General features: G+C 65.0%; 21 protein-coding genes. 6 read left to right on the top strand and 15 right to left on the bottom strand.

Features of this window, described 5'->3' with window-relative positions; translation table 11 throughout:
* The first annotated feature begins 64 nt into the window (after nucleotides 1-64).
* The 6 genes from AB1451_09985 (at nucleotide 65) to AB1451_09960 (ending at nucleotide 4,456) form a co-directional block, all read left to right on the top strand.
* Complete coding sequence (locus AB1451_09985; protein ID MEW6683231.1) at nucleotides 65-676, top strand: sigma-70 family RNA polymerase sigma factor; 612 nt, start codon at nucleotides 65-67, stop codon at nucleotides 674-676.
* Entirely contained in the window at nucleotides 648-887 is a 240-nt protein-coding gene (locus AB1451_09980; protein MEW6683230.1) for a zf-HC2 domain-containing protein, read from the top strand. Before AB1451_09985 ends, AB1451_09980 begins: the two co-directional genes overlap by 29 nt.
* Before the next feature lie 25 nt (nucleotides 888-912).
* The gene (locus AB1451_09975; GenBank protein MEW6683229.1) at nucleotides 913-1,353 is read left to right on the top strand and encodes a group 1 truncated hemoglobin; all 441 of its coding nucleotides are present in this window, start codon (nucleotides 913-915) and stop codon (nucleotides 1,351-1,353) included.
* 199 nt (nucleotides 1,354-1,552) lie between these two features.
* Nucleotides 1,553-2,338, top strand: a complete 786-nt coding sequence (locus AB1451_09970; GenBank protein ID MEW6683228.1) for a methyltransferase domain-containing protein — start codon at nucleotides 1,553-1,555, stop codon at nucleotides 2,336-2,338.
* Between the two features lie 106 nt (nucleotides 2,339-2,444).
* Nucleotides 2,445-3,536: a class I SAM-dependent methyltransferase gene (locus tag AB1451_09965; protein MEW6683227.1), complete on the top strand. Its 1,092-nt coding sequence runs from the start codon at nucleotides 2,445-2,447 to the stop codon at nucleotides 3,534-3,536.
* A 62-nt stretch (nucleotides 3,537-3,598) separates the two neighbouring features.
* Nucleotides 3,599-4,456: a class I SAM-dependent methyltransferase gene (locus AB1451_09960; protein ID MEW6683226.1), complete on the top strand. Its 858-nt coding sequence runs from the start codon at nucleotides 3,599-3,601 to the stop codon at nucleotides 4,454-4,456.
* Between the two features lie 22 nt (nucleotides 4,457-4,478).
* On the opposite strand, the gene gspK is transcribed toward AB1451_09960, so the two are convergent.
* The 15 genes from gspK to AB1451_09885 all read right to left on the bottom strand — a co-directional run bounded on the left by gspK (nucleotide 4,479) and on the right by AB1451_09885 (nucleotide 20,225).
* Nucleotides 4,479-5,462: a type II secretion system minor pseudopilin GspK gene (gene gspK / locus AB1451_09955; protein ID MEW6683225.1), complete on the bottom strand. Its 984-nt coding sequence runs from the start codon at nucleotides 5,460-5,462 to the stop codon at nucleotides 4,479-4,481.
* A complete protein-coding gene (gene gspM / locus AB1451_09950; GenBank protein MEW6683224.1) occupies nucleotides 5,446-5,994 on the bottom strand; it encodes a type II secretion system protein GspM in 549 nt (182 codons plus the stop codon). Before gspM ends, gspK begins: the two co-directional genes overlap by 17 nt.
* Nucleotides 5,991-7,490, bottom strand: coding sequence for a pilus assembly protein PilM (gene pilM / locus AB1451_09945; GenBank protein ID MEW6683223.1), 1,500 nt, complete (start codon nucleotides 7,488-7,490; stop codon nucleotides 5,991-5,993). The genes gspM and pilM overlap by 4 nt, the downstream gene beginning before the upstream one ends.
* 2 nt (nucleotides 7,491-7,492) lie before the next feature.
* Nucleotides 7,493-8,398 carry a type II secretion system protein GspN gene (gene gspN, locus AB1451_09940; GenBank protein MEW6683222.1) on the bottom strand — a complete coding sequence of 302 codons (906 nt, stop codon included), beginning with the start codon at nucleotides 8,396-8,398 and terminating at the stop codon, nucleotides 7,493-7,495.
* Nucleotides 8,399-8,408: 10 nt separating this feature from the next.
* A complete protein-coding gene (locus AB1451_09935; GenBank protein MEW6683221.1) occupies nucleotides 8,409-9,065 on the bottom strand; it encodes a type II secretion system protein GspJ in 657 nt (218 codons plus the stop codon).
* A 40-nt stretch (nucleotides 9,066-9,105) separates the two neighbouring features.
* A complete protein-coding gene (gene gspI, locus AB1451_09930) occupies nucleotides 9,106-9,558 on the bottom strand; it encodes a type II secretion system minor pseudopilin GspI (protein MEW6683220.1) in 453 nt (150 codons plus the stop codon).
* A 35-nt stretch (nucleotides 9,559-9,593) separates the two neighbouring features.
* Nucleotides 9,594-10,115, bottom strand: a complete 522-nt coding sequence (locus tag AB1451_09925) for a prepilin-type N-terminal cleavage/methylation domain-containing protein (GenBank protein ID MEW6683219.1) — start codon at nucleotides 10,113-10,115, stop codon at nucleotides 9,594-9,596.
* Between the two features lie 229 nt (nucleotides 10,116-10,344).
* Nucleotides 10,345-10,851, bottom strand: coding sequence for a type II secretion system major pseudopilin GspG (gene gspG / locus AB1451_09920; GenBank protein MEW6683218.1), 507 nt, complete (start codon nucleotides 10,849-10,851; stop codon nucleotides 10,345-10,347).
* 34 nt (nucleotides 10,852-10,885) lie between these two features.
* The gene (gspF, locus tag AB1451_09915; protein MEW6683217.1) at nucleotides 10,886-12,094 is read right to left on the bottom strand and encodes a type II secretion system inner membrane protein GspF; all 1,209 of its coding nucleotides are present in this window, start codon (nucleotides 12,092-12,094) and stop codon (nucleotides 10,886-10,888) included.
* A 65-nt stretch (nucleotides 12,095-12,159) separates the two neighbouring features.
* Nucleotides 12,160-13,947 (bottom strand): type II secretion system ATPase GspE, encoded by a 1,788-nt coding sequence (gene gspE / locus AB1451_09910; protein ID MEW6683216.1) that lies wholly within the window; start codon nucleotides 13,945-13,947, stop codon nucleotides 12,160-12,162.
* An 18-nt stretch (nucleotides 13,948-13,965) separates the two neighbouring features.
* Nucleotides 13,966-15,471, bottom strand: a complete 1,506-nt coding sequence (locus tag AB1451_09905) for a secretin N-terminal domain-containing protein (protein ID MEW6683215.1) — start codon at nucleotides 15,469-15,471, stop codon at nucleotides 13,966-13,968.
* A gap of 93 nt (nucleotides 15,472-15,564) precedes the next feature.
* Complete coding sequence (gene gspC, locus AB1451_09900) at nucleotides 15,565-16,461, bottom strand: type II secretion system protein GspC (GenBank protein ID MEW6683214.1); 897 nt, start codon at nucleotides 16,459-16,461, stop codon at nucleotides 15,565-15,567.
* A 117-nt stretch (nucleotides 16,462-16,578) separates the two neighbouring features.
* Nucleotides 16,579-17,271: a rhomboid family intramembrane serine protease gene (locus tag AB1451_09895; GenBank protein ID MEW6683213.1), complete on the bottom strand. Its 693-nt coding sequence runs from the start codon at nucleotides 17,269-17,271 to the stop codon at nucleotides 16,579-16,581.
* Nucleotides 17,272-17,307: 36 nt separating this feature from the next.
* On the bottom strand, nucleotides 17,308-18,891 hold the full coding sequence (gpmI, locus tag AB1451_09890) for a 2,3-bisphosphoglycerate-independent phosphoglycerate mutase (GenBank protein MEW6683212.1): 1,584 nt from the start codon (nucleotides 18,889-18,891) through the stop codon (nucleotides 17,308-17,310).
* Nucleotides 18,885-20,225: a tetratricopeptide repeat protein gene (locus AB1451_09885; GenBank protein ID MEW6683211.1), complete on the bottom strand. Its 1,341-nt coding sequence runs from the start codon at nucleotides 20,223-20,225 to the stop codon at nucleotides 18,885-18,887. The genes gpmI and AB1451_09885 overlap by 7 nt, the downstream gene beginning before the upstream one ends.
* Nucleotides 20,226-20,234: the final 9 nt, after the last annotated feature.

Below are 20,234 nucleotides of genomic sequence, written 5' to 3'. Positions count from 1 at the left end.
GAACTTTTTCGGAGCGCCTGCGTCTAGGCGGATGTCGGGCGACAACGGACTGCGGGGGGAACGGATGGATCGAACGGCGTTTCAAGACCAGATCATGGCGCTCCTCGACGACTTGCTGGGCGCCGCCATGCGGCTGGCAAAAAATCGGCAAGACGCCGAAGATCTCGTGGCGGACGCCGTAGCCAAGGCGTGGGAGCGACGCGGCACCCTCCGGGACGCCGGCCGCTTCCGGCCGTGGCTGTTCCGGATCCTCACCAACGCCTTCATCAGCGAGTGCCGCAAGCGCAGCGTCCGCCCGAAGGCCGACGTCTCGCTCGACGAGCCCACCGGCGAGTCGGCGTTCTCCCTGTTCGAAGAGCTCCACCAGCCATTCCTGCTGTGGTGGGGCAACCCCGAGCAGGAGTTCCTCAACAAGATGCTCCGCCACGACATCGAACGCGCCGTGGATGCCTTGCCCGAGGCGTTCCGTATCGTGGTGGTCCTGGCGGACATGGAAGGGTTTTCGTACCAGGACATCAGCCGGATGCTGGGCGTTCCGCTCGGCACGGTGCGATCCCGGCTGGCACGGGCGCGAGGCCACCTCCAGAAGGCATTGTGGGTCTACGCCAAGGACGCGCCGTCGAGCCATCACTCACACGAGGCATGCCATGAAACGGGTCAAGACAATCGGATGTGAGGAAGCGTTGGCGCACCTGCTCGAGTACCTCGACCAGGAGGTGGGAGCGACGGTGCGCCACCAGGTCGACCATCACCTGGAAGCGTGCAGGAGTTGTTTCTCGCGCGCGGAGTTCGAGCGCCGCCTGAAAGACAAGCTTCGCACGGCGGGGCGGGAGCCCGCCGGCGAATCTTTTCAGGAGCGGATCAAGACCGTGTTAAAGCGGTTTTAACCATTTCACCGCGGGAGGATGACCGATGAGTATCTTGCGAATTGCTGTCGTCGTTGGACTTTCCATGGCAGCGGCCGCCGGCTGCGCGCGCCACGTGACCACGACCGAAGCCTCGCTCTACGACCGCCTGGGCGGCAAGCCCGCCATCACCGCGGTTGTCGGGGATTTCCTCCAGAAGGTGGGATCGGACAGCCGTATCCAGCACCAGCCCGCTCCTGAACGCGTCCCGGTGCTTGCCGCAAACCTCGTGGACCTCGTCTGCCAGGCCACCGGCGGCCCCTGCGAGTATCAGGGCCGGCCGATGAAGGCCGCGCACGCGGGGATGGGGATCTCCGGCGACGAGTTCGACGCGGTGGTCGACGATCTCGTCCAGACCCTCGATCACTACAAGGTGCCCGCACGGGAGAAAAACGAACTGCTCGCCCTGTTGGCGCCGATGCGCGAGGACATCGTCGAAACGCGATAGCGGTACCTTTTGGCCGCGCTGTACGGGGGACGATAACCCGGCTGACACGAAACGTATCACCAAGATCAACGGCGTCTCGCAGTGCTTCGCCACCTGGTAGGAAGGGCGATTGGCATCCGTGCCGTCGGCACGGCGCAGGTTCTCGGCGCGGAACGACGCGCCTGCGTTGCGCTTCGCAAGCGAGGGAGGGAGGATTGCAATGGTCGCCATCACCGATACCAAGAAGGAGTCGATCTTTAAGGCCGTGTCGCAGATGTACTCCGACGTGGCAAGCTGCCCCAACCGAGCGTTTCACTTCCCTACGGGTCGCCCGGCGTGCGAATTCGTGGGCTACCCCGCCGAGGAGCTCGATGCGATACCGGCCACGGCCGTGGAGTCGTTCGCGGGCGTGGGGTATCCCTTTGCCGTGGGAGCGATCCGGAAGGGCGACACCGTGCTCGACATTGGCTCGGGCTCGGGAACCGACGTGCTCATCGCCTCGTTGTGGGTCGGCCCGGGCGGCACGGTCTACGGCCTGGACATGACGCCGGCCATGCTCGAGAAGGCGCGGTCCAACGCCGCCAAAATGACTGCGCGGTGCGCGACGTTCATCGAGGGGAACGCCGAGAAGATCCCGCTTCCCGACGCCTCCATGGATGTCGTGACCAGCAACGGCGTGTTGAACCTTGTGCCCGACAAACCCCGCGCATTCGCCGAAATCTTCCGAGTCCTCAAGCCCGGCGGCCGGATCCAGATTTCCGATATCGTGCTCGGCAAGCCGATCAAGGAGACGTCGCGGGAGAACCCCCAGCTCTGGGCCGAGTGCATCGTGGGCGCGGTGTTGGAGGACGACTACCTGACTCTGTTCCGGAAGGCGGGTTTCTCCGATGTCGCCGCGATCAGTCACGTTGACTACTTCTCGAAGAGCCCGGAGGCTGAGACCCGGGAGGTTGCCGGGAAATACGGGGCCATCACCGTGGTTCTGAAGGGCATCAAGGCCGCATGACTCGATCGCCAACGATGGGGCACGCACGGGCCGAGCCATCAGCAGCATCACAATAACGGAGCAATTAGGTGGCGAAAACTACCCGGCAACCATGGAGGCGAAGAACATGTCACAAAGCGACACGCAACTCACCTTTGATCGGGCCAAAGCCGAGGCCTTCGCCGGGAAAGTGCTCGGAACGCTCAACAACGGCGCCCTCTGCCTGATGCTGTCCGTCGGCCATCGCACCGGGCTGTTCGACGTCATGAGCAGGCTGGCCCCAAGCACGTCAGAAGCCATCGCCGCGGCCGCGGGCTTGAACGAACGCTACGTCCGTGAGTGGCTCGGCGCGATGGTGACCGCAGGGGTCGTGGAGGTCGATCCCGCCACTGCCCGGTACTCGCTGCCGAGCGAGCACGCCGCGTATCTGACCCGGGCGGCTGCCGCCGACAATATGGCGGTGTTCGCCCAATATATTGCGGTGCTCGGCGGTGTGGAGGACGATATCGTTGAATGCTTCACGAACGGCGGCGGGGTCCCGTACTCCAAGTTCCCGCGGTTCCACGACGTGATGGCCGAGGATAGCGGACAGTCGGTGCTATCCTCGCTGGAGTCTCACATCCTGCCGCTCGTGCCGGAGTTGACCGAGCGCTTGGAGAAAGGGCTTCGCGTCCTGGACGTGGGATGTGGACGCGGCCGCATCCTGACCCGGCTCGCAACGCTGTACCCCAACAGTCGGTTTACCGGGCTGGACCTCTCGCCGGAGGCGATCGCTTCTGCGCGCGATGAGGCGTCGCGGCACGGATTACGAAACATCGAGTTCGCCACCGCCGACGTGAGTGACTTCGACCGAACGGCCGAGCCTGGATCGTTTGACGTCGTCACGACCTTTGACGCCATTCATGACCAAGCCAGGCCGCTGAACGTGCTCAAGGGTATTTATCGGACGCTGACGCCGGACGGCGTGTATCTCATGCAGGACATCAGCGGGACGAGCCACGTTCACAAGGACATCGAGCATCCCATCGGCCCGTTCCTGTACACGATCTCCTGCATGCACTGCATGACCGTCTCCCTCGCGCAAGGCGGTGAGGGGTTGGGCGCGATGTGGGGCGAAGAGACCACGCGGGAGTACCTTCAGCGGGCCGGTTTTCGCTCCATCACCACGCACCGCTTGGCGCACGACATCCAAAACAACTGGTACGTCGTGATGAAATAGGCGCAGGCGCCGTCGCGGCATGCGCCACACGACTTTTCACGCGTCACTTCGGGGAGAACACTATGAGCACCGGCGACACCCAACAGTACATCGATACCCAACGCACTGACTGGAACCGCGTCGCACCCGGTTGGGAGAAATGGGACCGGGTGCTCGATGACAACCTCGCGTTCGTTAACTATCGGCTGGTGGGGGATGCGAGGCTCCGCCCCGGTCATCGCGTCCTGGACCTGGGCAGTGGTACCGGCTATCCCGCCGTGCTCGCCGCACAGGCTGTCGGCAACGGCGGAGAAGTGGTCGGACTGGACCTCGCCGAGGAGATGCTGGACGTGGCGCGCCGCAAGGCCGCTGGGCTGGGGCTCGCGAATCTCTCGTTCCGCCCCGCCGACGTTACCACGCTGCCGTTCGAGCCGGCCTCGTTCGATGCCGTGATCACGCGTTTCTGTCTGATGTTTCTACCGGATGTTGCGAGGGCGGTCGCGGAGATCGCCCGCGTGGTCAAGCCCGGAGGCTATGTGGCGGCCGCGGTGTGGTCCGCGCCAGACAAGAATCCCTACCTCCGCGCGCCCATAGACGTCATCAAGACGCTCACAGAAGTTCCCACGCCCGCTCCAGACCAGCCCGGGATCTTCCGGCTCGCCAAACCGGGAGATCTGCTGGGGATGATGGAACGCGCGGGCCTTGCCGGCTTGGCGGACGATGAGATGATCGGTGAATCTCCGTTCGCGTCCGCCCAGGAGTACCTGGACAGCCTGCTCGACATCGCCGCGCCCATCCAGAATCTGCTGACGAAATTGGACGCCGCACAACGGGGAGCGGCCCAGGAGGGAATCAAACGCGCGGCCGACAGCTACCGGCGCGACGGGGGAATCGCCCTCCCCATGGCGATTCGCGTTGTGGTGGCGCGTAAGCCCGCGTGAGGCGGCGACTGGCTCAGGGGGTTCAGTCGGCCAACCGCCAGTAGCGCAACGCCGGTTCGCCCACGCGTTCGGCCACGGCGATCACCCCTTTTTTCACGCCGTTGGCCTCCCCTTCCGCGTAGATCGAGAAGAACCGGCTCCCGACCTCCAGTTGCGGCTGGATCGCGCTGTACACGGCCGGCGTGAGGCCTGGGACCTTCTGCAACTGCGTGACGTTGGCGAACGGACGCGTGGCTACGATCTGCTCGACCTGCGCCGCGTCCAAGGGAAACTGGATACCGGGCCCTTCGCGCACGGCCAGCGACTCGAGCACAAGGGGGTCCGCGGTGTTGACGTTGATCCGTGATTCTCCGCCCGGCGGACCGTTCCAATAGACCGTCAGGTACGGGGAAATAGTTCGGTACACCTCATCCGTAATACCCTTCACCAGATGCAGCTCGGCCAGCGTCTCCATCGGGCCGTTCCGGCATCGATACGGGCGTTCAAGGCCCTCGTAGTACGAGGTTTCAGCCCCGTTGGGCTCTGGAATCTCGTCGCGGTCCAGCCAGTCCACGATCGCGTCCACCATGCTGGGGTCCAGATCCTTGAGGCGAAAGAGCTTCCTAAGACGCTCGACCTGCCACGCCGGTTCGGTAAAGCGGTTACCGTCTTTGGTGACTAGCGCGTTGAGGTTGATCTTTCCACCCTCGTCTTGAATCGCGACCGCCACGGTCCCGTCGCCGACCGGATAGGGAGGAAACGGAATGGCCCACAACTCGGTGAGATCGTCTTTGCCGCCAGTTTTGGTCAGGTCGTCTTTCAGCACGGCTTGAGCAGCTGCCACACCGGAGGTGGCCAGATGAAAGGCTTTCATCCCGTCGCGGAAGTTCCCGGCGGCCTTGAGCGTGGTCCGCGTGGACCGATCGAACTCCAGCACCGCGGTCACCAGCAGGACCACCACGAGCAGGGTGAGCACCAGCGCCATCCCGCGCTGACCGTGTGCCACGCGGTCAGGAGATCCGCTCATACGTGGAAACCAGGAGCGATCCGTCCAGGAGTTTGGGGTCTGCGTAACGCGTCTTGAGACGCAGCAGCTTGACCCGCACACGCTGCGGGGCTCGATCCAGCGCGTCCAGGTAGGCCACGACCTGGGCCAAGGTGATGGACTCGAGTTTCACCTCTGCGACGACCTCCCGGTACGGTGGGAGTGTCTGGGCGGGCTGGGGCCGGATCGAGGTCAGGCGGTTGCGCATTTGCTGCACCGAGGCGGTTTCTTCGAGAAACGACAAGAGGGCAAAGCTGCCGGGAGCAGCCACGCGCCGATCGAGGCCCGCCATCTGGTCGGCGACGGCGCGGTACTCGGCGCCCAGCTTTTCCACCCGTGCGAGGTCGTCTTGGCGTTGGACGATTCGGCGGTCCAACCGCGCGCTGCGTTCCATCAACGGGTCCGCCACGAACGCGAACCCCGCAAGGCCCAACGCGATCACCGCGCCGGCTCCGAGCACCACGCGCTCGCGGTCCGTCCGCTCTCGCCACCACGCGGACAGCGCGGCCTTCACACGCCCTCCGCCAGCGTGACGTTCATGATGAAGCGGACCTTGGATTGATCCGCCGTGGTCTTGGCGTCGCTCACCGCCACGGTTTGCACGTTCGGCAGTTTGGTAATCGCGCTTTCGATCTTGTTCACCCAGTCGAACGAAAGCGTCTCGGCCTCCATCCGAACCTTGTCCTGGTCGATCGACAGGTCCAACACCGCGACGCCGCTCTCCGGCGGCATGGCGTCGGTGAACGCCAATAGGACGTCCAACACGCCCAGCCTGCCCCCCAGAAACGCCCGTTGTTTGGTCAACGTGTCGATCGCCGCTTGGAGCTGTTCGGGTTCGCTCACGATCGTTGCTTCGGGCAACACTTGCTGGAACGCCGCGCGGACGCGACCGTCGACTTCGGCCCATCGGCGCTCCTTGAGGGTCAAGCGGACCCCCCAATCGACGCCCGCCGCCGCCAGTGCGAACACGGCGAGCGCGCCGAGCGCCACCAACCGCCTCCGAAGCCCGGCCCGCTCGCGCCCGTAGACGAACTCCCCGCGACGGAGGTTGAGATGGACCCCGCCGCGGGCCGCGATCAACGCGAGGCCGGCGGCGAGCGCGGCCGGTCCGAGGGGCCGTTCGACGCCGCCCACGGACACGGACGGCCACCGGACGCACGCCAGGCCGAGCGACCGGGCCACGGTTTCGCCGACCTCTCCGACCGCGGACCATCGCCCGCTCACCGAAACGGATGCGACGGCACGGTCCGATTCGAGCCGATCGGCGCGCAAGGTGCGAACGGCCTCGTCGAGCGCCGGTTTGAGCGCGCGTCCCAAGGCCTCGGCCAGCTCTCCTCCGTCGACTTCTGTCCGTCGTTCGCCCGCGGCAATTTCCTCGATCTCCGCCGCCGGCAGCCCGCACCCGCGGGCGACCGCGTCGCGCGCCGCACCGCCGTCCCAGAGTACCGCGCGCGTGGCGCGCACCCGACCGTCGGCGAGCAACGTGAGCGTGACCGCGCGATCATCCAGGTGAACCAGCGCCAGATCCGGCGACGCCGGCAACCACGCGGACGCGGCCGCTGCGAGCGCCTCGGCATCGATGGTGACGACGCGGGGATCGATTCCACCCCGGGCGGCGTCATCGAGTCGGGCTTTCACCGTGGTTTTGGGCGCGGCGGCGGCCAGCACGCGTGTGCGGTTCCCGTCGCGGTCCACCGCCGCCCCATCGACGACGACCTCGTCCAGTTCGAACGGAATCTGGCCCTCCAACTCGGACGGCAGCACCGCGTCCCACTTCGCTTGCAGGGTGAACGGCACCGTCACGAGGCGGGTGGATACTTGATGCACCGGCACTGCGATGGCCGCCGGCAGCGTCGCCTGTTTAAGGGCCCGCAATGCACGGGCGCGGGCCTCTCCCGTCTCGGGCGCAGCGGAGACCCGCACGGACTCCAGTTTGACGCTCTTGAGCCCCGCGTTCACCACCGCCGCCGTCACCGCGTTGGGACCGAGATCGAATCCGATGCCTCGCATCGCTACACCACCGGTGCGCCGTTGACGCTGACGCCGGGTCTGGCGAGACGCCCGCTCACCCGCACGGTCACCGCGCCCCCACCGGACAGCGCGAGCATCGGGACGCGCGCCTTCGCGTCGGCCGTCGGTTCGAGTCGCAGCGTAAGGTTGATGACGCTCTCCGTCCACGGGGCGCGCACCAGCACCGTGCCATCGCCCGAGACCTTGCCCAGCGGGCCGTGAGCGGCCAGCCGTTGCAGCGTGATCGTGCCGCCGTTGAGCGACACGTGCCCCGTCACCGAGTCGAACTCGATTCCGTTCACGGGGAATCCCCCGACGGTCAGACCGTCGACCTTCAATCGCGAGACCTCGACCGACCCGGTCCCCTCCCCCAACCACCATGCCTCATTGAGCCAGCGGCCGTTGAGGTCGACCTGCAGAACGCCCTGCCACGAGCCCTCGGGCAGGCCCGGCAGCTGCCCCACCTCGAACCCCTGCCCGAATTGATCGAGCGAGAGGCGCGTATCGTCGCCTTCACGCCGCAGCGACCAGCTCCCCCGCGCCTTGCCGCCGTAGGCCTCCCACGTCAGATCGGCTTCGATCCGCCGACGCAACAGTGGCAGAACCGCCAGGTCCACTCGAATCGCGTCGAGCACCACCGCGCGGTCGGGGTGGCCGACCGGCACGATCCGCACTCCCTGCCACGCCACGCCCAGCGGGAAGAGCCAGTCACGGTTCTGCACCGTGACGGTCGCCTGAACGCGGCGTTCCACTTCAGCCAGCAGTTTGGTCTGGAGCCCCTCGACCGGGAAAAACCAGACCAGAAACACGGCAAAGGCGAGCAACGCATACAGCGCGTAACCCATGGCGGCTCGCCAAGACACGCGTGAGCCGACACGACCCGCAGTCACCACGGCTTGACCCGACATATGTAACGGCTCACCGGGTGGCGAGCGGCAGCGGGACGATCGTCCGCATTCGCTCCGGCGGGGCGTTGCCCTTGCCGGCGAGCGCGACCGTCACCTCCACGGCGTCCGGAAGGCGGAGGCGCTGGTCAGCGTCCCACTCATCCACCCATTCGCCCTTGGTCAGATATCGGAGGCGAAACTCCGACACACCAACCGCCAGGTCGTCGCTTTGCGTGGCCCACTCCGCTTCGGAAAACACATTGATCCGCTCGTCGCGCACCAACCGCCCCCCTTCCGACGAATCAGACTCGACCGCCACCCGGTAGGCGACCTCCGCGACATCCGCCTCGGGACGGTCCGCCACGTAGCGGCGATGCGCAAACGTCGTCCACACCAACCGATCGAGCCGGACGTCGGAGTCCAGCGTCGTGTCCCTCGTCCCGACAAAACTCCCGCGCCCCTCCGTGTCGGCCGACGCCGGTACCATTGGTCTGTTGGACCAGTGGGCCGCCGAGAGTTCATCGACCAGCCGCTCGGTGATCACTTGGACCTGTCGCACCCGCTCGGTCACTTGGGCCGTTTCGCGCGTCACGTCGATGCTCCGAGAAAACGCGCTGTACACGATGGTCATCACCACCGCCAGCAGAGCGATCGCCACCACCACCTCGATCAAGGTAAAGGCGCTCACGTCTCTCGGATCGCGCAGCAATGTGTGTTCACGCACAGCGTTACGGTTGGGCGGAGCGTTGGAAGACGTAACTCACCAAGTCGACTCGTTCGTTGTGGGGCGGATCCCACGTCACGGTCACGCGGACCTCCCGCACGAACTCGAACGGCGTCTGTTGCACCTCTTGGCGCCAGGCAAACCGCGATTGTTCGTCTTCGAATTGTCCTTCACTGGTTCCCACATCGGGATAGGTGCCGACCAGCACCTCGCCCATCCGCTGCTGCGCGAGCGCGGTGGCTTGAATCATCGCGCGCCCACGTTCGTGCAGCACGATGTCTCGGTTCCGCAGCCCGAGCAGGGCCACGAACGCCACCCCAATGATGGCCAGCGCCACCATGATTTCCAACAGAGTAAATCCGCACTGCGCCGAAGGCGCAGATGTACATCGTCCCGTTCCTCGCGGTTGGCGCAGCAATCCGCCTTGTGCCGAGGGCACAAATCTAAATCGTCCCATTCCACTCGGATCGCGCAGCAAGCCGCCCCGCGTGCTCACGACGCCCCCACCGTGTCCACGTATCCGTCCGTGACCACGACTCGGCCCGTGATCGGATTGACCGACAGACTGTACTTCGCGTCATCCTCATCGCGAAGATGGATGGTGGTTCGCGTCACCGCGCCCGAAGGAAAGAACTGGGTGAACGCCGTCCCCGAGGTGACCAATCCCTGGTGCGCTGTGGCCACGTCTTCGAACTGAACATCGGAAGGAAGCCGGCGTTTCGTGCCCACCGGAGCACCTTCTTCCAGCACGCCGCCCACCGGCACCAGTGTCGTGACCCAGTACTCGTCTGCCTCCAGGTCGTAATAGAGTCGATGGATGGTGTGCGACGCCACCGCCTCCTGTTCGAGCGCAGCGACAAATCCGGCCAACTCGCGCGACGCTGATCGGGCGTCCCCTCCCGCGAACCGGTGCAGTTTTGGAGTCACCAGCAACGCCACGAGTGCAAGAATAAACACCACGATCGAAATTTCAATCAGAGTAAACCCGCCCTGCGCCAAGGGCGCAGATGTCAATCGTCCCAATCCACACGGGTGGCGCAGCAATCCGCTTTGCGCCAAGGGCGCAACTGTAAATCCTCCCCTTCTTCCCGGATCGCGCAGCAACCCGCCCTGCGCCAAGGGCGCAGCATGTAATCGCTTCCTTCGATACGGATCGCGAAGCAAGCCGACCTCCACGTGACGAGGGGATCCCTTTCGGAAATCCCCCCATCCCGCCTTTGTCATATCAACCCATCACTCGGTGTCACTTCAGATCCCAATTCTCCAGATCCGCGTCCTTGTCCTCCCCGCCGCGCTCCCCGTCCCCGCCGTACGACAACAAATCGAAATCGCCGTGCGTTCCGGGCGACAGGTAGACGTAGTCATTGTTCCACGGATCTTTGGGCACCTTCGCCACGTAGCCTCCGGTGCGCCATCGCTCCGGAATCGGACTCGACGTGGGTTTCGTCACGAGGGCCTCCAGTCCCTGCTCCGTTGTGGGATAGAAGGCGTTGTCGAGTTTGTAGAGATGCAGGGCTTCTTCGAGGTTTTTGATCTCCACAATAGCCGCGGTCCGCCGCGCGTCGTCGGTTCGCCCCACGATCTTGGGCACCACCAGGATGGCCAGGATAGCCAGAATCGTGACCACCACCATGACTTCGATCAAGGTAAACCCGGAGTGCGCCAAGGGGACCCCTGGAAATCGCCCCTTTCTTTGCGGATCGTGCAGCAAGCCAACCGGCGACGCAACCAGCTTGGCCCTACGGATCATGCTTCTCACCCACGACGATAGACCAATCACGGCATCACCTCACAATCTGGCTCATCTCGAAAATCGGCAACAGGATCGCCAGGACGATGAACAGGATCACACCGCCCATCACCAAAATCATCACCGGAGACAACATCGCCGTGATCGAGCCGAGGGTGGTTTCCACCTCGTGATCGTACGCCTCGGACACCTTCTTGAGCATCGACTCCAGCTCCCCGCTCAGTTCCCCGACGGCGATCATGTGCGTCACCAGGGGGGGGAAGACCCCGCTCGTGCGCAACGGTTCGGCGATGCTCTGCCCTTGACGGATCCGTTCACGCGCCGCGTCGATGGCCGCGGCGATGATCTCGTTGCGGACCACGTGCCGGACGATCTCGAGCGCCGTCAGCAGGGCCACGCCCCCGGCCAGCAAGGTGCTGAGCGTGGACGAAAACCGCGACAGCGCGATCAGCCGGGTGAGGCGGCCTACGATCGGCACCCGCAACGCCAGCGCGTCGAGACGGCGGCGACCGTGCGCGGTGCGCGCATAACGGGAGAACCAGACGCCGCCCGCGACCGCGACGATGGCGAACACCCACCACCCCGCGCGCACCGCGTCGCTGGCGAAGATCAGAAGCCTCGTCGGCCACGGCAACGCCTGCTGGAGATCCGCGAAGACCGCGGTCACCTTGGGGACCACGAACGCGATCAGGAACACCAGGATGGCGAGGCTGACGGCGAGCATGAGCACCGGGTAGGTCAACGCGCCCACGACCGCGTTCCGCACTTTGGCTTGGCGTTCCAGGAACTCCGCGAGGCTCTGCAGCACGCGATCGAGCGTTCCGCTGGCCTCCCCCACCCGAACCATGTTGACGTAAAGGGAGGAGAACACCGTGGGGTGGACGGCCAGCGCTTCCGCGAACGAACCGCCCTCGCGGATCCGCTCCCGCACGGAGGCCACCACGCGTTTCACCGCGGTCCGCTCCACCTGCTCGCCGAGCGCGGTGAGCGAATCCACCAACGGCAAACCCGCCGCAAGCAGGGTGGCGAGTTGGCGCGTGAGCACCGCCACCTCGGTGGCCGCCACGCGCTCGCCCCAGAGCGGCCGGCCGGCCGCGGGCCGCGTCGCGGTGATTGCCACGTCAACGGGGAACACGCCCGAGCGTTTGAGTTTCTGCCTGGCGTCTTTGGGGCTGTCCGCGTCGATGACGCCGGACACCGTGCGGCCCTCGGGCGTCAACGCCGTGTATTCAAAGACGGGCATGGGTCGGAGAGCGGGTCAGGGCGAATCGTCACGACCAGCCGGCAGCGGATGTCCCGCCCCCGCCGTCACCTCACGTCCTCCGAGGTCACGCGGAGCACCTCTTCCGTGGTGGTGATCCCTGACAGGACTTTTCTGGCGCCATCCTCGCGGAGGGTTCTCATGCCGTGCGCGATCGCGCGGGCCTTGATGGTGTTCGCGTCGGCTTTTGCGAGGACCAGCGCCCGCGACTCGTCGTCCAACACCAGGAGCTCGTAGATTCCGGTCCGTCCGCGGTACCCGGTGGAGAGACAGGCGGCGCATCCCCCGACCCGGAACGCGGTGGCACCCTTCGCGCGGTCGGCGCGGATGCCGAGCTTGACGAGCTCTTCGGCCGCGGGCTGGTACGGCTGACGGCACGCGGGACACAAGATGCGCACCAGGCGCTGGGCCACGATCGCGACGAGCGATGACGCGACCAGAAACGGCTCGATTCCCATGTCCAGCAGTCTGGTGATGGCTCCCGCCGCGTCGTTGGTGTGCAGGGTGGAGAAGACGAGGTGTCCGGTCAACGACGCGTGGATGGCGATTTCCGCGGTTTCGCCGTCGCGGATCTCGCCGACCATGATGACGTCCGGGTCCTGACGCAGGATCGACCGCAGGCCCGCCGCAAACGTCAGATTGATCTTGGGGTTGACCTGCATCTGACCCACGCCGCGCAGTTGGTATTCGATCGGGTCTTCGATGGTGATGATGTTCTTTTCGGGCGCGTTGATGGTGTTGAGGGCGGCGTAGAGCGTAGTGGTTTTGCCGCTTCCGGTCGGCCCGGTGACCAGCACGATCCCGTGACTGAGGCGAATGAGTTGGTTCAGGGTCGTGAGTCGCTCGTCGTCGTCAAGCCCGATCTCGGAGAGCTGCAGCAACAGGTTGCCCTTGTCCAGCAGCCGAAGCACAAGCCGTTCGCCATGCGCGGTCGGAATCGCGGACACGCGGATATCGATGTCCCGCCCGGCGATCTTGATGCTGATCCGGCCGTCTTGGGGCAGGCGTTTCTCGGCGATATTGAGCCCCCCCATGATCTTGATCCGGGAGATGATGCTCGCCTGCAGCCGCTTGGGCGGCGTCAAGACGTTGTACAACACCCCGTCGATGCGATATCGGATGAGGAGGTCGCGCTCAAAGGGTTCGATGTGGATGTCGCTCGCTCGTTTGGTCGCGGCCTCGAACAGCAGCGAATTCACCAGCTTGATGATGGGCGCTTCGTCCGCCGCCTCGAGGAGATCGCGCGGCTCCTCTTCCAGCGCGGTGGCCAGGGAATCGAGTGACTCGGCGCCGAGACCTTCGATCACCTGTTCCGCCGAGTCCCCGCCGCGCTCGTAGGCCTGGTTGATACACGAGACAATTGCTCGGGACGACACGATGACCGGCGCGACCGGTTTCGCCAGCAGGAGACGGACGTCGTCGAGCGGCGCCGTGGCCAACGGTTGCGACGTAGCCACCTGCACCGCGCCGTCGACCTCACGCAGCGGCAGGAGCTCGTACCGTTTGGCGAACGCGATCGGAACCTTGGCCAGCAACGCGCGGTCGATGTCGCCCGTGGAGATGTGACGCAGGTACGGCATGCGGAGCTGCTCGGCCAGGGCTTCGAGCACCGCTTCTTCTTTCACGTGCCCCATGCGAACGAGAATTTCTCCCAGCCGCCCGCCCTTGTCCCGTTGCACGGAAAGCGCCTCGTCCACCTGGGCCTGCGTGACGCCGAATTTGCTCACCAGGATCTCGCCCAGCCGGGGAGCGGCGGTGTTCCCCGACGGCCGCGTGCCCTGCGCGACACGGGACACACCACCCGGCGTCATAATCTCGGCCGCTTTTGTCGCCATCGTGCTGCCATCGACGCGCTAGGGTTTCGGCTGCGGAGGGTTTGCGCCGTTCAGCAAGGTGCGCTGCATCTCGTTCTTGGGGACGTCGAGGGTCTCCATGTACTGGCCCATGGCCTCGCTCTTCGCCGCCCGAATCTCGGCCATTTCCTTGGGGCCCTTCACGATTGTGGGCGTAAGAAAGATCAGCAGGTTGGTTTTTTCCGTGCGCTTGCTCTCGAACTTGAACAGCCACCCCAAGATCGGAATATCCCCCAGCAACGGGATCTTTCGCTGACCCGTCACGACGTTGTCGCGGATGAGGCCGCCGATCACGGCGGTCTGTCCGTCCTGGACCAGCACCGACGTGGTGGCCGACCGTTTGTTGGTGACCACGCCCAGCGGGATCGATCCAGCCGCCTGCGACTCACCCGACACCGCGGAGATCTCCTGGAATACGTCGAGTTTGACCAAACTGCTCTCGAGAATCTGGGGCGTGAGGCGAAGCGTGATGCCGACGTCTCGGCGCTCGATCGTGGTGATGGTGTTCCCCCCGGTGGTCTGGCTCTGGCCGGTGGGAAACGGACGATTCTCGCCCACCACGATCTCCGCCTTCTGGTTGTCGCTGGTGAGGATCTGCGGCGTGGACAGGATATTGACACCGTCGCTTCGTTGCAGGGCCGTGAGCACGGCCCGGACGTTGAACGCGCTGAGGTCGCTGAAGTCGATTGGGGTACTGGTCAACGTCGCGAATTGTGCAAAGGTCGGAGGCTCGGCGTTGAGCCCGCCCACCGCGGTGAGGTTTTGCGACGGCGTCTGGACGCCGAACAAGGCGGTAATGTCGTCGCCGAACTGCTTGAGGCGATCGACGGTGACCTCCATGATCACGGTCTCCACGTACACCTGGCGCCGTGCGGTGTCCAGTTTGCGGACAACGTCCTTTACCAACTCGAGGTCGCGCGCCGTAGCGGTGATGATCAACGAGTTGGTCGGCTTGTCGGCAAGGATTTGGACCGCGCCTTCGAAATCCCCGGCCTGTTGGGTTCCGCGACGGGCCGCTCCCGCCTGCGCCGGGCGCGTGACCACCACCGTGAGCACCTTGACCAGATCTTCGGCGTTCGCATTGGCCAACGGATAGACTTCAATCACCCGATCAGGCGGCACCTCGGTGACGGGCAGGATCTGCGTCACTTTCCCGGCCGGCACCGCCGCGAACCCTTTGAGCTCCAACACCGAAAGGAACACGCGGTACGCGTCGTCCACCGACAGTTGAGAGGGGGAGAAGATCGTGACCTTACCCTTGACCTTCTCGTCGATCACGAAATTCTTCTGGGTCAGCTCGGCGAAAAACTTGACCAGGACGGGTAGGTCCACATCCTTGAAGTCGAGCGAGATCTTGGCCTCACTAGCGCGGACGGGCTTGGCCGCGGCGGAGGGCGCTGGCTCCGCGGCTTGAGCCAGCCCCGCGGGCGCGACCAACATCGCGGCCGCGAGGACCACCCATCGAACAGGTAGGAATGAGCGCCGAAGAACGCTCCGCTTCGTCATGCCGCAGGCCCAGACACCCGTTCGCGGGAAGACCGCCGGCCGATGCGTCGTACCGCGCGGCGGCCCTCGGCTCCGTTTCGTGGGGTCGTGGGCTCAGCGGATTTCATACGTATAGCTCTCGCGCCGGCTGTTCCGGACGAAGTCCAGCGCGATCTGGGTTTCGTCCCTGAGCTGTTGGAAGACCCGCATGAAGTTCTCCGGGTCTTTGACCTCCACGCCGTTGATCTGCTGCAGAACGTCCCCGTTCTGAAGGCCGATCTTCGCGTACAAGCTGTCGGGAGCGATCGAGAAAATCTTGAACCCATCCGGCTTGCCGTCGGTGAAGTTCGGAACGACGCGGGCCTTGGTCAGCAGTTGGGAGAGGTTGCCCAAAGCCGCCGTGACCTCCTGTTTGTCCAGCACCCACCGGTTGGGCTGCACTTGGCGGATCCCCGCACCCGAAGGCGGCGCGTCAGCGGCGCGCGACGTCACACCGGGACCTGGTGGGGCCACGTCTTGGGTCCCGTCGCTGTAGATCGTCAACACCTGCTCTCGGGTGCCGAGCTGCAACACCACTTGGTTGCGTTCGACCTTCGCCAAGATGGCGCCGTCCCTGACCACGTCTTTCAGGCGGTAGACTTGTTGCTCGCGCGTGCCGCGATCCTCCAGGATCGCAAACGAGGCCGTGCCTTGGCCGTCGACGGTCCCGATGAGGATCAGGGGCAAATCAAGAGGCGTAAGAGTCGGTGAGGTTGCGAACTCCGGCTGAACAATCTCTTGGCCACGCTCGGTGGGGTGAAACAGATCGCCCAGGAGAATCCGTTGGTAGGCCGTCCGATCAACGGCCGGGGTACGGTTCGCGACCGGATTCGGCGGGCCTTGGTTGGGGCGAATCGAGGCCTCCAGACCTCGCGCGATGACCAGATTGACCGTGTCGGCGAGGAAGTAGGCTCCGGTGGTGAGGAACGCCACGTGGAGCACCAGTAAGAGCCGCTTATGCCACCATGCCATCACGAGTAAACCCCCTAAGAGGGACCGTTCCGGGGCATCGACTCATCCCGAAATCGACACGCTGCACCGCTGATTCTCCATCAGCCGCAAAATTATCCGAGAACATTGGCAAATTTGTCAAGAAAACCGCCGCCCCGGCACCCGGTCCCGCCCTGGACGACGGCGCACAAACGCGTGGATCAACGCCATGCCCGCCAGAAATCCCCCCACATGCGCAAACCAAGCCACCCCGCCGCCTCCGCCACCAAGACTCAAGGTACCGTTGAAAAACTGCAGGAGGATCCACAGCCCCAGCAGCCACGCCGCCGGGATGTACTCCATGTGCATCACGATCCCGAACGGAATCAGCGTCAACACCCGCGCGCGGGGGAATAAGAGAAGGTAGGCGCCGAGCACGCCCGAAATCGCGCCGCTCGCGCCGATCATGGGAACCAGCGAGTCGGGCGCCGTGATGGCGTGCGCATAGGCCGCGGCCACCCCGCACAGCAGGTAGAACAGGATGAACCGGCCGTGGCCCATCACATCCTCGATGTTGTTGCCGAAGATCCACAGATACAGCATGTTGCCCCCGATGTGCATCACGCCTCCGTGAAGAAACATCGACGTCACAAGGGTGAGCATCGGGGGAACCGGTGACAACGACTCGCCCCCGAACAACGCTCCGGGCACCGCGCCGAAGACGTATACGAACGCCTGACCCTGGGGCCCGAGCGACAGTTGATAGATGAAGACCAGGACATTGACCACGATCAGCCCGACCGTGACGACCGGCGTGATCGTGGTGGGGTTGTCATCCCGTATTGGAATCATACGACCTTGGGGAGGTTGACGCGACGCGTGCCCGCGCTACGCGCTGGGAACAGCTACGAGCGACCGGCCCGTCATCTCCGGGGGCTGGGGAATACCCATCAACGCCAGCAGCGTGGGCGCCACGTCCGCAAACACTCCGCGGGCACGGACCGCCGGCCGATCAGCCGCATCCAGACGCAGGCGCGCATCGATCAAAATGCAGGGCACGGGGTTGGTGGTGTGCGCGGTGTGCGGTCCCCCCGTGTCGTCGAACATTTGCTCCAAGTTGCCGTGATCCGCCGTGAGCAACACCGCCCCGCCCTGCGCCAACACCGCGGCGACGACCCGTTCCAGGCACGCGTCGATCACCCGAACCGCCTCGATCGCCGCGGCCAGGTCGCCGGTGTGCCCGACCATATCCGGGTTGGCGTAGTTGATGAGCATGAAATCGTACGCCCCCGACGCCACCTTGGCGACGACCGTGTCGGTGACTTCGACGGCCGACATGGCGGGCCGTTGGTCATACGTGGCCACGTCGCGGGGCGAGGGAATGAGGATTCGGTCCTCCCCCGGGTAGACCGTTTCCACCCCGCCGTTGAAGAAATAGGTGACGTGGGCGTATTTTTCGGTCTCCGCAATCCGCAGTTGCCTCAGCCCCCGGTCGCTGAGGACATCCGCCAATATCCGCGTCAAGCGCACCGGCTCGTACGCCGCGGAGACGGCGAGTCGGTCGTCGTACCTGGTCAGCCCCACGAATTCCGCGAACCGCACGCGGCGGCTGCGCGGAAATCCGTCGAAGCCGTCGTCGATCAGCGCGGCGGTCAATTGCCGCGCGCGGTCAGCCCGGAAATTGAAAAAGATCGCGCTGTCCCCGTCGCGGATAGGAGTTGGCTGTCCGTTGGCCGTCAGCACGATGGGGACGACGAATTCGTCCGTCACACCCTGACGGTAGCTCTCCTCCACCGCGCCCACCGCTTCCTTGGCCTCGACTCCTTGTCCGGCCACGATGGCGTCATACGCCTTCTGCACGCGATCCCACCGTTTATCGCGGTCCATGGCATAGTAACGGCCCGACACGGTCGCCAGGCGCCCGATGCCCTCCGTCGCGAGCCGCGCCTCCAACGTCCTGAGGTAGTTCACCCCGCTTTGCGGCGGCGTGTCGCGACCGTCAAGAAACGCGTGCACGGCCACGCGACGCGCACCGCGGCGTTTGGCCATGGCCAGCAAGGCGAACACATGTTCGATATGACTATGGACGCCCCCGTCCGACAGCAGACCCAGCAGGTGAAGTGTGGCGCCGGGAGCTGTTGCCGCGTCCACGGCCCGGCACAACACGGGGTTGGAGGCGAACGACCCGTCGGACACGCTGCGGTTGATTCGAGTCAACTCCTGGTAGACGACTCGGCCGGCTCCGAGATTGAGGTGGCCGACCTCGGAATTGCCCATCTGCTCGTCGGGAAGACCGACGGATTCGCCGGACGCCGTCAGTTCGAGCGAGGCATAATCGCGCAACAGACCGTGATAGAAGGGCGCGCCGGCCAAGGCGATGGCGTTCCCCTCGCGCTCCCGCCGAATCCCCCATCCGTCCAGCACGATGAGCACCATCGGGCGGGGCCGTTTCTGATCGCTCGGCCTTACCATGGCACGCGGATGATGGCGCCTTCGGTGTGTTGCTTGACCACGATCGGCGATGCGGAGAACGTGTTCCACGCCTGGCAGCGCGGGCACCGGCCCGAGTATCGGGTGGAGTGGTAGTCGCAGGCCGGGCAGTAATACGGCACGATCACGCGTTTCTTCAGCCCCAGCGCGCGTTTGAACTCTTCGACCGCCAGCGCTTCGTTCCCTTGGCGTTGCGCCAGGTTACCGAGCAGCCGGTGCAGATCGGGAAAGTGTTCGTCGCTCGCGTCGATTTCCGCGAGGACTTCCTGGGCTTCGTCGAGCATCTCGAGCCGGTAGTAGGCCTTTCCGAGGTAGAACCGCAGCGCATGGTTATCGGGATCTTTGCGAACCGCCTCGTGATAGAGACGAAGAATCTGTTCTGGCTCACCGATATCGATGTAGAGGTCCTCCAGGCGGTGCAGGAGGACCATCTCATTGACCACGGCGTAGGCTTTCTCGTACAGCGATGCGGCGTCGTGCGGCCGTCCTTCCTGCAGGATCAACTCGCCCCACCCCACGTATGCCGGGACGAATCGTTTGTCCAGCTTGACCACGCCGCGAAATGCGCGCCGGGCGCGGTCCCGGTCGCCCTTCGCCATCCACATTCGCCCCAACTCGTATTTGATCCCGCAGAACATCCGCTTGGCGGCCTCGACGTCGGCCGGCACACGAGCCGTCTTGAAGATCCGTTCCTGCAGGCCGTGCGCGTCTTCCCACCGCTCGGCGCGGACGTAGAGGTCGCGCAAACGCGCCAGGACCTTCGGATTGGTCTCGTCCGACTTGAGCAGATCACGGTAGAGTTGCACCGCTTCGTCTCTCCGTTCCGCCAGCTCGAGATCATGGCCCAACGCGAGCGCTACTTCCAGGTTCTGGTCGTCCGCGGCTCGCGCGCGTCGATGCAGGCGGATCGCATCCGCCAACTCTCCGTGTTGCTGCTTGATGGTACCGAGAGCCAGGAGCGCCGGCACGTGGTGCGGATTGATGTCCAGCAACCGGCTCAGATGGGAGGAGGCTTCCTTGATCCGGCCGGAGAACAACGCCCGGTGCGCGATCGCGAGTTGCTCCTGCGCCTTGCCCGCCGCCTGCCGCTGGCGACCCAGCCGCCAATTGGCCCACCAGCGACGCACCTCGCGCATACCGAGCGCCGACAACACGAGCACGCCGCCGAACGCCGTGGCCCCCAACATGAGCACCGCCAGCCCGATCTCGGCCTGGCGGGTTTGGGTCAGTCGAAAGGTGACGGGAGTGGGGTTTAGGTGCGTGAGATAAGCCAACGCCCCCAAGAGCAGGATGACGATCGTCACGAAGAAGCGCACAGTGGTCTC

This window comes from Nitrospirota bacterium, assembly GCA_040757335.1.
GTDB lineage: Bacteria > Nitrospirota > Nitrospiria > 2-01-FULL-66-17 > 2-01-FULL-66-17 > JBFLXB01.
This window is presented reverse-complemented; position numbering and strand designations above follow the sequence as displayed.